Source organism: Leptothoe sp. PORK10 BA2 (assembly GCF_034932105.1).
In the GTDB taxonomy this organism is placed as follows: domain Bacteria; phylum Cyanobacteriota; class Cyanobacteriia; order Phormidesmidales; family Phormidesmidaceae; genus Leptothoe.
Genome location: NZ_JAYGIG010000114.1, coordinates 239,058 through 253,173, shown reverse-complemented (window position 1 = coordinate 253,173; position 14,116 = coordinate 239,058). Strand labels below are relative to the sequence as shown.

Here is a 14,116-nt window from a genome sequence, read left to right as displayed (position 1 = left end):
GGCGAATCCTATCCCCACTCCCCCACCGGATGCTCCGAAAAAACGAGGACGTCCGAAACGCTCTCCTCCCCGAAATCTGTTGGAACGACTCAAGGCTCAACAAGCCTCAGTGCTTGGTTTTATGTATGACTTTGAGGTCCCCTTTGACAATAATCAAGCTGAACGAGATCTGCGGATGATGAAACTTAAGCAGAAGGTTTCGGGCTGCTTCCGTTCCACAGAGGGAGCTCGGATGTTCTGCCGTATTCGCGGTTACCTATCCACTCTACGCAAACAGGGGCATAACGTTCTGGATGCCCTCATGGGATTGTTCTCTGGAAACCCTATAACTCTCCTACCCCAGCCTGAGTAGTTACATTAAACAAGGCATATACCAGCACCTACAAGAAAGTTTGCTTCTAGGAATGGCTGACCTATTACGACCATGTGTCGGCAGAGCAGGAGAGATATCTCAAACCCATGACGCTCCGTTTCTCAAGCGGATTGGGATGTGTGAGGGATTATAGATATCCAATAAGGATTAAATATTAACGTTTGACCATTACCAGCCGAGGTTTGTCACAATAACCCCAAGTACTGACTAGAGCGAGTAAGTATGACACGAGATGAGCTACTGCAGGTAATTGAGGAAGCAGCACGGGCTGGGGCAAAAGAGCTTGACCTATCAGGGAATAAACTAACGGAGTTACCGCCCGAAATTGGGCAGTTAACCCAGTTGGAAACCTTGACATTGGGCAAGTTAGATGAGGACACATTTGAATATATCGGCAACCAGTTGAGTGCCCTGCCACCCGAAATTGGACAGCTCACCAGTCTCACCTCCCTTTACCTCAGCTCCAACCAGTTGAGCGCCCTGCCACCCGAAATTGGACAGCTCACCAGTCTCACCTCCCTTTACCTCAGCTCCAACCAGTTGAGCGCCCTGCCACCCGAAATTGGACAGCTCACCAGTCTCACCTCCCTTTACCTCAGCTCCAACCAGTTGAGCGCCCTGCCACCCGAAATTGGACAGCTCACCAGTCTCACCTCCCTTGACCTCCGCTACAACCAGTTGAGCGCCCTGCCACCCGAAATTGGACAGCTCACCAGTCTCACCTCCCTTGACCTCAGCTCCAACCAGTTGAGCGCCCTGCCACCCGAAATTGTCCAGCTCACCAGTCTCACCTCCCTTTACCTCAGCTACAACCAGTTGAGCGCCCTGCCACCCGAAATTGTCCAGCTCACCAGTCTCACCTCCCTTGACCTTTATCAAAATAGATTCTCTGAGTTACCAGCAGAATTAAAACAACTCCCGCTAACTCAAATCGATCTCAGCGGCAATCCTCTACCTATTCCGCCGGAAATTTTAGGAGAGCCTAATTCTTGGAGAAATGCCGACGATTTAAAAGCTATCTTTCGTTTCTATGAAACACCCACCGATAAGTCGGGACAGTTTCTACTACAAGAAGCTAAATTCCTGATTGTTGGCGAAGGGGGTGCAGGCAAAACCTCCCTCGCGAAAAAGATTATAGATCCTGCCTATCAGCTCGATCCCAAAGAAGAATCCACCCATGGCATCGAAGTCATTCAGTGGCGTTTTCCATTAGCAAATGATCAAGATTTTCGGGTCCATCTCTGGGACTTTGGTGGCCAAGAGATCTATCACCAAACCCATCAGTTCTTTCTCACCGAACGCTCCCTCTATGCCCTGGTTGCCGACACCCGCAAGGAAAATACCGACTTTCCCTACTGGCTCAACTCCATTGAGCTATTTGGTGGCGACAGCCCCGTACTGCTAATCAAAAACGAAAAAGGTAACCGCCCCTGCAATGTCAATGAAAGTCAACTAACTAAAGACTTTCCCCATATTCAACGGTTTATCGCTACCAACCTAGAAGATGGCCGTGGTCTAGATGACATCAAGCAGGCTATCCAACAACATATCCAAACCCTAGACTTTGTTGGCACACCTTTACTACCAAAATGGGCACGCGTCCGCTATGCCCTCGAAAACGACTCTCGCAACTACATTCCCCAGGGTGCCTACTTTGCCCTCTGCCAGCGCAACGGTGTCACCGACCGTAGCGAGATGCTACGCATTAGCGACTTTCTCCATAAACTAGGCATTTTCCTACACTTTCAAAAAGATCGCGTTCTCAAAAATATTGTTATATTGCAACCCGCATGGGCCACCAACGCCGTCTATGCCGTAATCAAAAACGAAGATGTGATCAAAGCTAAGGGCACATTCACCACCGCCCAGCTAAATGACATTTGGAATAAAGACGACTATGCCACCATGGGCGACGAACTGCTAAAGCTCATGGAAAACTTCAATCTGTGCTATCCCATCCCTGGCCGCAAAGATACCTACATCTCTCCCCAGCTCCTAGACTTTGACCCACCCGACTACGACTGGGATAGCCCCAATAACCTCATGCTGCGCTACGAATATGAATTTATGCCCAAGGGCATCGTCACCCAGCTCATCGTCCGTCTCTACCGTTGGATCGAGCAGCAACAAATCGTCTGGCGTAGCGGCGTTGTCCTCAACAACAGTCGCGCCCGCGCAGAAGTAATCGAAACCTATCGCCCCTACAAGGGAGAAATCTGCATTCGCGTTTCAGGCGTACACAACAAAGAACTGCTGAGCGTCATCACTAACGAAATCGACGAAATCAACGCCTCCTTTGAGAAAATTCGCGAAACCAAACTCATTCCCTGCATCTGCGAAGAATGTGAAAATAGTGGCGAACCCCACTTCTTCCCCGTAAAAACCTTAGACCGCTTCCTAGCCAAAAGGCGCTACGACATTCCGTGTAGCAAAAGTTGCATTGACGTCAACATCCCCAGACTGACTGCCGTTCTCTCAGTTCAAGAACGCTTTGATGAGTTAGATAAACAGTCTGCACCCAACGAACCAAACAAAAAGCCAGAACAAGCCAGATTTGAACAACTCAAAAACCAACACATCGAATATTATCCACCAGCCACCACCACCATCATCTATGCCGACAACGTCCAACTAGCCCAAACCCAAACCATTAATCATTACCAAAACGAGCCTGCCACCCTAGAAGCCCTCGATGCATTGCGCAGCTTTCTTGCCAACACCGTACAAGACCATAACCCTGACCGGGTGCTCACAGAAGACAGTAGCCGTGTTTTGCTCAATGCCGCAGCTGAAACCATTGAACAAAATGACCGCCAAGGCTGGCAAAAACTACGTCAGCAATTTGGCATCCTAGCCCAAAACATTCGAGACCGTGACCGCTGGGAACAAGGCTTCAAAAGTTCCCTAATGCAGGTCGCCACCGACGTCACAGATAATATTCCCCTAAATGCCATCATCGCATTCCTCGATGGCTTTAGCAGTTAAGAGTATTAAAAGTAACCACCCAGAGTTCAAAACCCAGGACAAATGAGATCAAAACCGACTAGCAGGAGTGAAGGATTTTACCTCAACAGAGCCTCTGGCTCCAGTCTAGCGAATCACCCCTGGGCCACAAGATGGCCCCACCGACTATCCATATCCACATTGTCATAGGCCCGCTCATAGGCCCACTGTAACTCACCCAAAGACGGCGGCAACGGCTGCGACTGCCGCCGCCCCCGAATCCACACACCCTTACCAAAAAATCTCACTGCAAAATAAACCAGCTGCATCCGCCAAAACTGGGAGCCCTTAATTTTGCGGCCCACACTAAACATCACATCAGCAAACAAATCATCCGTTTGCCGCTTCGTCACAGGCACCTCTTCCAACTGCCCATCCATTACCCGCAACAAATACCCATACTCATAAGCCCAATCATGGGGCACCGCCCCCACATTCCAGGCCCCCCACTGCAAACTTCCCGCCATCCACGCTGGAATACTCGCCAAGTCATACACAAACCCAGGAGGAAGAACCCAAACCTGACCTAGATGGTCCTCATAGGTCCACCATTCATCCAACTGAAACTTCTTACCAGGCCAAAGACTTTTATAAACCGGTTTACCATCACAAAGCAGTTTGCCAATTCTGGGTTTATACATGATTTATATACTCGCAACGTGATTACAGGTTAGCCATCGACCTTTTAACGATGGAGTACCCTTTAGGGTTATGTAGGAGGGTATTTAGCCCCCTGCCATGCCACTTTTTAAGCTGGTTGAAAGAAGAGTTGACTCAGACTTTTCCTAAATCACTTCTAACGCCTGGATCACATGCTGCTTAAACCACGCCCAAGTTAAAACCTGGAGGTTTCCCTGGGAGTTGTTGTTCCTTAATCTGGCAGCTGATCAGTCAGAACAACCTGAACAACAGAATCAGCCACCTAGTCAAGGTTTTCCCATATCTCATCAATATTTATCCGAGATTGATCCGAGGTAGGCCATTGGCATCTAGACAATGATTCAATTAGCCTCAGCCATTTCACGGAATGTTTTTGCACCAAACGGACAAAACAACGATATCTGCGACTTTTCTACAAAGGCAGTTGCATTTTCCACAGGAGCCCTTCCACAAACGTACCAAGGTGCAAGGTGCCAAACAGGCAACAAAATAAATCATCCCATAGGGGCTTTGCCCTGGGCGAACCCTGTCAGACAAAGGCTATCAGCCAAGATTTCCAGTTAGACAATGGGGCCTACAATTCCACCTAATCCGTTGCCGTTGAGCGCAGCAACGACGTACTCGAATAAATCAACAATGCCGTCCAAATGCAGCTAAAACTCACCAAATGTGTCTGAGTAAAGGGCTCCTGATATAAAAACACCCCCAGCATCAGCTGAATCGACGGGGCCACATACTGAAAAAAACCTAGGGTGGACAACGACAACCGCTTCGCCGCATTGTTAAACCACAGCAGCGGCATCGACGTCACCACCCCAGCCCCAATAAACAACAACGTCAGGCCGGGGCTACTGCCAAAACGTCCAGTCCCCGTTGTTCCCCCATAAAAAATAATCATCAACGCCACCGGGGTCATCAGGGCGGTCTCCACCATCAGCCCCACCATGGGCGCAACAGCCACCATTTTTCGCAACAACCCATATAGGGCAAAGGTACCGGCTAACCCCAAGGCAATCCAGGGCACGGCCCCAAACTGCCAAATAAAATAGCTCACCCCAACACTGGCCAGCACCACCGCCACCTGCTGCCCCCGGTAAAGCCTTTCCCGTAGTACAGCAAATCCCAACAGGACAGATACTAGGGGATTAATAAAATACCCCAGGCTCGTCTCCACCACCCGGTCTGTGTTAACGCCATAGATATACAGCCCCCAGTTAAAGCTGAGGAGCATCGCCGTGGCCAATAGCCCCAGCACCTGACGACGGGGCAGCTTACGCAGGTCCGCCAGTCGCCGCTGTAGGGTCAAAATCAACCCCAGAAATACCAGCGACCACAGCATGCGATGGCTGAGCACTTCTATCGGCGAAACCGAGCTAAAAAACTTCCAGTAAATGGGGAGCAGCCCCCAGGCACCGTAGGCAAGGATGGCGTAGAGCGGACCAGTTTTTGGATTCAAGACGTTAGCCGGTAGAGCGCATTTAACCCTAGCAGCTACCTATGCCGCGCACCATCTATCGGGTGCATACTGATCCCCGATTTCTTAAATCGATGTAAACTTTTAATAAGTGTCAACCTTAAGAGGTATTTCCCATGGCCGCCGGATTTGGTAAAGCTAAGCCTAAACCTGAGGTGTCTGAGAAAACTAAGCGTCGCCAGGAAGCCTCTCAGGAAATGGATAAACGGCGTTCTTCGGGCGATCCTGAGTTTGAGGTGCACATTCGCATTAAGGATAAAAAGCAGTGGTACCCCGTCGGTGTGGTGGCCGTAAAACGCTCTGTTGATATTGATCGGGCGATTTTTGCCAGTGAGGACGACTTGCTCCAAGGGGCGTTTCGGATTTACCCCATTTTGCGGAAGAACAAGACTAATCTGGAGTACGGCTATCGGGTTAAAGCCTTTAAGGATGAACCGATTACGGTGGCGGTACCCCCTAAACCGGGGATTGCAGGTGGCGTAAAAGCCATGGCTGATCAGGTAAAAAATGGCGTGGCTGGCCTGTTTAAGCGGTAAATAACTTGGACGAGCCGGGAAATTCCCCCCATGGTGTGATGCCTCGGAGGGTGGTGGCCTGTAACCACCCTCCGGTTTTGAATGATGGATGGGTTTATTGCGATCGCGTCCCCCCTGACCAGTCAGCTCGCGTCCCCCCTGACCCATCAGCTCGCGTCAGCGCTGACCCATCAGCTCGCATCCCCCCTGACCAGTCAGCTCGCCTCACCCCTGACCCATCAGTTAGCCTCAGCACCGTCCTCGACTACTACACCCACCACTATCGCCACTCCGACCGGGCCACCTGGCAACACCGCATCGAGTCCGGCCAAATCCGCCTCAACGACCACCCCACCCAGGCCGACACCCCCCTAATCCCCGGCCAGCGACTCACCTACCATCGACCGCCCTGGCAGGAGCCCCCAGTCCCCCTAAGCATCGCCACCCTCTACGAAGACGATGAACTCCTGGTGGTCAACAAACCCTCCGGCTTGCCTGTCCTTCCCGGCGGTAACTTCCTCCAAAACACGCTGCTGTGGCAGCTCCGCCAGCACCATCCAACGGCGGCACCGATCCATCGCCTAGGCCGAGGCACCTCAGGCATTATGCTGATCGCCAAAACCAAGGCGGCCCGCGCCCACCTCAGTCAACAGATGCGCCAACGCCACCTGGGCAAAACCTACCGCGCCCTGATTGGCCCAGCGGCTGCCCTAGCCGACCAGTTCACCATCAACCACCCCATCGGCAAAATTCCCTATCCCCAGCTCGGCCACATCTACGGGGCCACCCCCAACGGTCTTGAGGCTCATAGCGACTGCACTGTGGTACAGCGGCACACCCATGCCACCCTGCTAGATGTGACCATTCTCACCGGCAGACCCCATCAGATTCGGATTCACCTAGCCGCCATGGGATACCCGCTACTGGGCGACCCGCTTTATGTCATCGGCGGTCAACCCCACGGGGCAGCCACCGCCATCCCTAGCGACTGCGGCTACTGGCTCCATGCCCATCGTTTGTCCTTTAGGCACCCAGCGGGGGAACGGATGACTCTGCTAGCAGCACCTCCGGTAGAATTAATGCCGTCATAGTTGATACCGTATTGATACCGTAGAGATGGGCAGACACTCTATCTGCCGCTAATATCATTAAATCCACTGTAAATCCACTGTCCTAGCAGAACGTAGACGATGACCCATGCCACCCACTGCCGCATTGAAAAAGACTCCATGGGGGAAAAAGCCATTCCCTCGGCAGCCTATTACGGTATTCAAACCCTGCGGGCGGTGGAGAATTTTCCCATCAGTGGTCTGAAACCACTGCCCACCTATGTGGATGCTTGTTTGTTGATTAAAAAGGCGGCTGCGATCGCAAACGGCGAACTCAACTGCATCCCCATAGACCTCTCCCAGGCCATTGTCACCGCCACCGATGAAATCCTCAAGGGTCAGCTGCGGGACCAGTTTATTGTGGATATCTACCAGGCCGGGGCAGGCACCTCCCACCATATGAACATCAATGAGGTGCTGGCTAATCGAGCCCTGGAACTGCTGGGGGAAGAAAAGGGCAACTATGACCGGGTGAGCCCCAACGACCATGTGAACTATGGTCAGTCCACCAATGATGTGATTCCCACCGCCATTCGCCTGGGCGGACTGCTGGCGTTGGAACATACCTTGTATCCGGGTTTGGTGGGTGCGATCGCAACGCTCCAAACCAAAGCCACCGAATTCCAAACCATCGTCCGCTCTGGCCGCACCCACATGCAGGACGCCGTCCCCATTCGCCTAGGAGAAAGCTTTCGGGCCTGGGAAGTGATCCTCACTGACCACCTGCGCCGTCTCCGCACCGCCGCCCAGGATCTCTGTGTGCTAGGCCTCGGTGGCAGCGCCACCGGCACCGGTCTCAACACCCACCCCAGCTACCGCTATCGGGTGGCCGAACTCCTCGCCGGGTTTACCGGCCAACCCATCACCAGCGCCTCCCACTTGATGGCCGCCATGCAGAGTATGGCCCCCTTCGTCGCCGTCTCCGGTGCCCTGCGGAACCTGGCCCAAGACCTAGTCAAAATCTCCCACGACCTGCGGCTGCTAGACTCCGGCCCCAAAACCGGCCTCAAAGAAATCCAGCTCCCCCCCGTCCAGCCCGGTTCCTCCATCATGCCAGGGAAATATAACCCCGTCATGGCCGAAATGACCTCCATGGTCTGCTTCCAAGTCATGGGGTACGATCAGGCCATCACCTACGCCGCCCAAGCCGGTCAGCTAGAGCTAAACGTGATGATGCCCCTGATCGCCTACGACCTAATCCACAGCATCGAAATCCTCGGCAACACCATCAGCGCCTTAGATAAACGCTGTCTAGCAGGCATCACCGCCCGCCCCGAACGCTGTCGTGAGTTTGCCGAAGGCAGTCTAGCCCTGGTCACCGCCCTCAACACTCACATCGGCTACCTCAACGCCGCCAACCTAGCCAAAGCATCCTTAGAAACCGGCAAATCCCTCCGTCAACTCGTATTAGAACAAAACCTGATGCCTGAAGATAAACTAAACGAAGTACTCGATTTAGAGAAAATGAGTCAAAGCCCTGAATAGTCCCCTCCTAGGAGGGGTGGCCAAAATAATCACCTTCCACCCTCACCCCCATGACCTCTTACCAAGCCAACAACCCCTACGAATCCGAATCTGAAGCCTGGTGGGTCCTCCAATGGGTAGACCTGCTCAACTCCTACCGGTTCAAAAAGCGCCTAGAACGGGGTCGCCGCTATGCCCGCGAAGGCCACATCCTCAAACTAGATTTCAAAGAATCTAAGGTCTTTGCCTCAGTCCAAGGAACAGCGGCAGACCCTTACAAACTATCCATTTGGATTGATCGCTTTGCCGATGAAGACTGGGATTTTGTGATCGATACCCTATCCAAAAAAGCGATTTATTCAGCCCAGCTGTTAGCGGGGGAGATGCCCGCAGATATTGAAAATGTGTTTACATCCAATGGGTTAAGTTTGTTTCCCTTTACCCTGGCGGATGTGCATTCCAAATGCGATTGCCCTGACCCCAAAAATCCCTGTAAGCACATTGCAGCGGTGTATTACCAGCTGGCCGACTTCTTCCGCGAGGAACCCTTCGTTCTCTTCCAACTACGGGGGCGCACTAAAGAACAAATCATTGAAGCCATCCGCGAAAAGCGAAAATTACAGGTAGAAGAGAATCCGGTTGAAACCGTAGTCGAAGAAGCCAAGGAGATTTTTGTTGCTCCTGAAACTAAATCCCAAACCCTTGATCTGGAAAACTTCTGGCAATATGACGATGACCTAGACTCCTCCTTGGTGGTGATTACCCCCGCTGATCAAACGGTGTTGGATTTACTGGGTCCCATGCCATTGCCTGCGAGCGATGCGCAAGTTCTAAATGCACACTTTACTAGCTTGTACCAAAGTATTGCTCAACAGGCGATGATGTCAGCCTTGAGCTAGCAGGCGATTCTAAATGTCGATAGCCCTGTGGGCTACGGTGTATATGCATGTGGAAGATATGCCCCGAAAGGTATATTTGGTCTTGGATTGACCCACTCTTCGAGAAGCCGCTTTGGCGTCTACATCCTAAATCCTTCTCCTTGTCGACTACCGTATATATCCGGAAGATAATTACCTAAAAGGTATATCTGGCCTGAGATTTTCCCTCATCCTAAATCCTTCTCCCTGGGGGAGAAGGACTTTGAGACTAGTCCCCTTTCTCCCCTAGAGCTAGGGGTGTACACACATCTGGAAGATATGCTCCAGACATCAACCAGCAGCCCGCATCAAAAAGGTACATTGCTCTTAAACCGTAAGGGCTCCTGAGTAACCGGATGAATCAACTCTAGCGCTATGGCATGGAGATGCAACCGCTCTGACAAATGCCCCTGCACCGGCTGGTCGCCATACAATGGGTCCCCCAAAATAGGAGAATTCAGCCCATCACTATGGGCCGCATGCAACCGAATCTGATGGGTACGCCCCGTCTGGGGCACAAACTGCACCCGAGGATGTTCACCGTTTTGCAACACTTGAAACTGGGTCACACTGGGTTTCCCATGGGTGGCACTCACCGACTGCCTGGGGCTTTCGGCAGGATTCCCCCAAAGGGGCAACTCGACCATGCCAGCAGCCCGATCCACTGGGCGGGAGAGAATCGCCTCATAGGTTTTGCGCACCTGATGGGAGGAAAACTGCTGCCCCAGGGCAGCATGGGCCATGGATGACGCTGCCAAGACTAAAATACCGGAGGTGGCTTGATCGAGACGATGCACCACTTGCAAAAATGCCTTCCCCGGCAGCTGGTGGCGCAGACGACTGAGCACACTGTCCTGGAGATGATAGGGTCGTCCCGGCACCGAAAGTAGTCCGGCTGGTTTATCTACCACAATCAAGGTCTCGTCTTGGTAGAGCAGGGTCAGCGGCGGTGGTGTGGGCTGAGGCTGGGAGGACATGTGGACTATGTCCATCAGGGCTTGGCAGTCCTCAGGGGAGGCTCCATAAAACTCTCCTGGAGAGTATTCACCCTGGGGATATCCCCACCAAAACTCTGCCATGGCCAGGGGTTTTAGCCGATGGGCCACGGCATAGTGCAGCAATTTAGCGCTAGCACGATCTAACAGGTCAACCTTGATATGACGACGCAGCCCCGCTGGCCAATCCCCATCACCGATCCGCCAACCGTCTCCAGATTGCTCGGCGGCATAGGCCAGCTGCATTTGGGTCTGCCATTGTTTTGCCAGGGTTGTGTACTGTTGTTTAAGTTCTTTTATTTTTTGATCCGTTTGGGCCATGGCTTGAACCAGCGGGGCTAGGACCTGATCCCGTTCCTGTTTTAATCGACGCCGTTCGATGCCGTCCTGTTGGCTTTCCCGGTTTAAATCGGCAAGGGCCTGGGTTAAGGCTGCGCCCTGTAGGGTGTTGCAGTAGTGGGTGCGGCTGCGATCGCGACCTTGCTTTCGCCCCCGATGACTAGCCGCCAACTGCTGTAGCTGGATGGCATACCGTTCCACCATTTGCCCATAGACTTGCCCATAGACCAAACGCCCAGGCAGCTGGTGGAGGGCCATGAGTTCATGCTTCAGTTGGCTGAGCTGAGCCAAAATCTGGGGTTCGACCAGCGCCATCTGGGCCGCCAGGGGCAACGGTGGCACCCACCCTGACACCGCCTGGAATTGTCCGGCAAACAACCCCGAAAACCCTTTGAGCACAGCCCTATCCCCCGTCGTTGTCTGCACCAAAAGCACCCCATAGAGGTTGCCCAGCAGCGGCGGCTCAGGGGCGGCGGCCAAGTGCTGCATGAGTCCCCTGGCCATGGCTTCCACTTCCGGGGTGCGCGGTAGCCGCCACCGCCCTCCGGGGTGATCACATTGGGCCTCGTACAGGTATGGCTCAGCCCAGCATGCACCCTGGTCTGCGTTAAAGTCTGCGGGGGAATGCAGTCGACCCATTACTCCCTCGATTCGCCCAGTGCATCCACCACCACCATCAATTCAATCCGTTCAACCATCGTAAACGCCACACCCACACCCCACTCACCAACAACAATCCTGGCACCAACCAATCGCCCCAGCGCACATACAGCGTCCGCGTCTGGCGTCGATAAATGGTTTTGAGCTGGGCGTCAAACGTTTGCGGCTCCGACATCCAATGCCGATGTCCGTGGGGGTCCACCACCGCCGACAGTCCCGTATTGGTACTGCGCGCCGCCCATCGATCCGTCGCAATCGCCTGAATCACGTCGTGGCCATAGTGCTGGGCCATCATCCGCCGGGGATAGGGATCATTATTGGATGCGGTGAGGATAAACTCTCCCCCCTGGGCTACCTGCCGCCGAAAAATCCAGCCATAGGCAGAATCGTAACAGATGCCCACCGCAGCCGGACCCACCGCAGTCTCAAACCGCTGGTCAGGCAGTCCTGGCAGCATATCCGTACCAATGGGAGAGAGACGAGAGATCAGCTCCCCCAATAGGGATTGGAGGGGAATATATTCTCCTAGGGGCACTAGCTTAATCTTGTTGTATTGGCTGTTGTATTGGTTGTTGTTCTGGTTGTTGCTTTGGGTATTGACCGGATTGTTATCAGGTGTCGTTCCCCTGGGGGTAATCTCCACCAAGCTTTGGTAAATATGGCGCTGCTCCCCAGGGACAACGGTAAATGTCCCCAGCCATAGGGGCACCCCCGCTTCCTGAACCACGTCGTTAAACAGACTTGTCTCTGGCGACCATAGTTTAGGCAGCGCCCCCTCGGGGGTTAGCACCGCGTCTGCCCCCTGCTGGGCCAATAATCGATAGTTGTTGCGGTACACATCTTCTGCCCGACGCACCCCGCGATAGGTCAGCTTTTCTCGACTGGGTATATTGCCCTGGATAATGCCAATGTTGATGGCATTATCTGACGAGTCTTGTAGGGGTTGTTGGTAAAGGCCCCAACCCACCAGGTGCGCGATCGCAAACACCCCCACCGCCATGGTCAGCCAGCGCCGAGGCTGGGAATCGATCGCCAAGGCTAGGAACCCATTCACCACCACAATCGCCGCCGTAATGGTCAAATGCCCCGATAGCCGCGCCAAATGCACAATCACCAAATTGCCAGGGCTCTGGGTAATGGCTAAGGAGGTCCCATACAGAGGGCCGCAGCTCCACAGGGCCTCAAGGCCACACCACAGGGCCATACCAACCAAAACGCGGCCCATGGGATCGATGGTGTTACCGATGGGAGCCCATCGCTGTAGGCCAACCATGGCCATGGCCCAGCAAACCGCTAGGGCCGCCCCCCAGAGGGTGACAAAGGCATAGGCAGCGATTGCGATCGCAATACTCCCCAACCAAGGCACCCCCAACCACGTCAACGGATGCAGATGGAGCACCCAAGCCAACAGCGTACCGTGGTAACCCACCCCCCAAATCAGCCCAGCCCAAGCACTGCGCCGCAGCCCATCCCCCCGATGAACCACCCACCACAGGGGCACCAGGGAAACCCAGGCCAAGGGCCAAGCAGGCCACAGCCCCATCAAAATGCCAGCCAACAACAGCCCCAGACCCCCCAGGGTCCGATCACCGTTAGCCCTTACGGATAAAGACTTCGTCAAGGGAGAGATCGCCATACCAATGCCATACCATTACCCCGCTGGCTCGTTAACCCATTACCCATTGATCAGCAGGCCCTAGGCCACCCTACAACGAACTCGAATTCAAACTGTCCGCTTCCCCCTGGGTCTGGGGCAAATGCAAACCACATTCCTGCTTGAGGCCCTTAAATCGGGTGTCGCGCTCATTCTCATCAGCATCCGTTAACGGCCGGCTAGAATGCCAATCCCCCACGGTGACATACCCCTGTTCAAAGAATGGGTGATACGGCAAATCGTGCCTAGTCAAATACTGATACACATCCCGCGAATGCCAAGTCAAAATCGGATGCAGTTTGTACAGGTGATTTTGCTGGGCAATGCGGCCTAGGCTTTGACGATGGGAGGTTTGATGCGCCCGTAACCCCGCCAGCCAGGCCTTTGCCTCCAGCTCCTTGAGCGCTCGCTGCATCGGCTCAACTTTACGGATTTGGTCATAGCGGTTGAAGGCCTCCACATTATTTTGGTCCCACAGTCGTCCATAAAGGGCTTCCATCCGCGCCGGACTGATGGGAGATTGATAGACCTTAAGGTTGAGCTTCAGCCGCTGGGTGAGTTCGTCAGCAAATCGATAGGTTTCGACCGGCAAGTAGCCCGTATCCACCCAAATGATCGGAATATTCGGCACCACCTGGGTCACCAGGTGCAGCATAACGGCTGACTGAATACCAAAACTGGTACTCATCACTAGACTATCCCCAAAGGTATCAGCCCCCCAGGCAACGAATTCAGCGGCATCCATGCCATTTAGGGTTTGGTTGAGTGCTTCCAGATCTAAAGCGCTTTCTAGCACTGCATTTACCATAGTTTCAGCCACTCCGTGATGCCGATGTGAGGTGCCATAGCCCAGGTCCGGCGGCTGTCCTAAAAGGTTACAGGGCCATGTCAGGGAGATGATGCCACAGATCCTGAATGGATCTGCTACATCATTGCATCATAACGGAAAGGCT

At 53.6% G+C, this 14,116-nt stretch carries 11 protein-coding genes; 6 read left to right on the top strand and 5 right to left on the bottom strand.

All coding sequences use genetic code 11. The features are described 5' to 3' along the window. Positions 1–352 (top strand): IS66 family transposase (locus VB741_RS15950; protein ID WP_323366168.1); only part of this gene is annotated, 352 nt, incomplete at its 5' end. A gap of 243 nt (positions 353–595) precedes the next feature. Beyond that, positions 596–3,358: a COR domain-containing protein gene (locus tag VB741_RS15945; protein WP_323366167.1), complete on the top strand. Its 2,763-nt coding sequence runs from the start codon at positions 596–598 to the stop codon at positions 3,356–3,358. Positions 3,359–3,471: 113 nt separating this feature from the next. On the opposite strand, the gene VB741_RS15940 is transcribed toward VB741_RS15945, so the two are convergent. Continuing rightward, positions 3,472–4,017, bottom strand: a complete 546-nt coding sequence (locus VB741_RS15940) for a DUF1353 domain-containing protein (RefSeq protein WP_323366166.1) — start codon at positions 4,015–4,017, stop codon at positions 3,472–3,474. Between the two features lie 605 nt (positions 4,018–4,622). Further along, the gene (gene rarD, locus VB741_RS15935; RefSeq protein WP_323366165.1) at positions 4,623–5,492 is read right to left on the bottom strand and encodes an EamA family transporter RarD; all 870 of its coding nucleotides are present in this window, start codon (positions 5,490–5,492) and stop codon (positions 4,623–4,625) included. A gap of 134 nt (positions 5,493–5,626) precedes the next feature. Here rarD and VB741_RS15930 point away from each other — a divergent pair, with 134 nt between their 5' ends. The 4 genes from VB741_RS15930 to VB741_RS15915 all read left to right on the top strand — a co-directional run bounded on the left by VB741_RS15930 (position 5,627) and on the right by VB741_RS15915 (position 9,497). Next, entirely contained in the window at positions 5,627–6,046 is a 420-nt protein-coding gene (locus VB741_RS15930) for an HHL1-like protein (RefSeq protein WP_323366164.1), read from the top strand. A gap of 38 nt (positions 6,047–6,084) precedes the next feature. Continuing rightward, positions 6,085–7,116 (top strand): RluA family pseudouridine synthase, encoded by a 1,032-nt coding sequence (locus VB741_RS15925; protein WP_323366163.1) that lies wholly within the window; start codon positions 6,085–6,087, stop codon positions 7,114–7,116. A gap of 99 nt (positions 7,117–7,215) precedes the next feature. Further along, on the top strand, positions 7,216–8,619 hold the full coding sequence (locus tag VB741_RS15920; RefSeq protein WP_323366162.1) for an aspartate ammonia-lyase: 1,404 nt from the start codon (positions 7,216–7,218) through the stop codon (positions 8,617–8,619). Positions 8,620–8,669: 50 nt separating this feature from the next. Next, entirely contained in the window at positions 8,670–9,497 is an 828-nt protein-coding gene (locus VB741_RS15915; RefSeq protein WP_323366161.1) for an SWIM zinc finger family protein, read from the top strand. Between the two features lie 326 nt (positions 9,498–9,823). Here the strand turns inward: VB741_RS15915 and VB741_RS15910 are convergent, their stop codons facing one another. From VB741_RS15910 to VB741_RS15900, 3 genes are all read right to left on the bottom strand, one after another. Continuing rightward, complete coding sequence (locus tag VB741_RS15910; protein ID WP_323366160.1) at positions 9,824–11,488, bottom strand: RluA family pseudouridine synthase; 1,665 nt, start codon at positions 11,486–11,488, stop codon at positions 9,824–9,826. Between the two features lie 37 nt (positions 11,489–11,525). After that, entirely contained in the window at positions 11,526–13,145 is a 1,620-nt protein-coding gene (lnt, locus tag VB741_RS15905) for an apolipoprotein N-acyltransferase (RefSeq protein ID WP_323366159.1), read from the bottom strand. 70 nt (positions 13,146–13,215) lie between these two features. Continuing rightward, on the bottom strand, positions 13,216–13,971 hold the full coding sequence (locus tag VB741_RS15900; RefSeq protein ID WP_323366158.1) for a phosphoadenylyl-sulfate reductase: 756 nt from the start codon (positions 13,969–13,971) through the stop codon (positions 13,216–13,218). Positions 13,972–14,116: the final 145 nt, after the last annotated feature.

Bases quoted from the DNA above. Each gene is read 5' to 3' on its own strand.
- VB741_RS15925 (WP_323366163.1), top strand. From the start codon at position 6,085: ATGCCTCGGAGGGTGGTGGCCTGTAACCACCCTCCGGTTTTGAATGAT.
- VB741_RS15920 (WP_323366162.1), top strand. From the start codon at position 7,216: ATGACCCATGCCACCCACTGCCGCATTGAAAAAGACTCCATGGGGGAA.
- lnt (WP_323366159.1), bottom strand. From the start codon at position 13,145: ATGGCGATCTCTCCCTTGACGAAGTCTTTATCCGTAAGGGCTAACGGT.
- VB741_RS15940 (WP_323366166.1), bottom strand. From the start codon at position 4,017: ATGTATAAACCCAGAATTGGCAAACTGCTTTGTGATGGTAAACCGGTT.
- VB741_RS15910 (WP_323366160.1), bottom strand. From the start codon at position 11,488: ATGGGTCGACTGCATTCCCCCGCAGACTTTAACGCAGACCAGGGTGCA.
- VB741_RS15900 (WP_323366158.1), bottom strand. From the start codon at position 13,971: ATGGTAAATGCAGTGCTAGAAAGCGCTTTAGATCTGGAAGCACTCAAC.
- VB741_RS15945 (WP_323366167.1), top strand. From the start codon at position 596: ATGACACGAGATGAGCTACTGCAGGTAATTGAGGAAGCAGCACGGGCT.
- VB741_RS15930 (WP_323366164.1), top strand. From the start codon at position 5,627: ATGGCCGCCGGATTTGGTAAAGCTAAGCCTAAACCTGAGGTGTCTGAG.
- VB741_RS15915 (WP_323366161.1), top strand. From the start codon at position 8,670: ATGACCTCTTACCAAGCCAACAACCCCTACGAATCCGAATCTGAAGCC.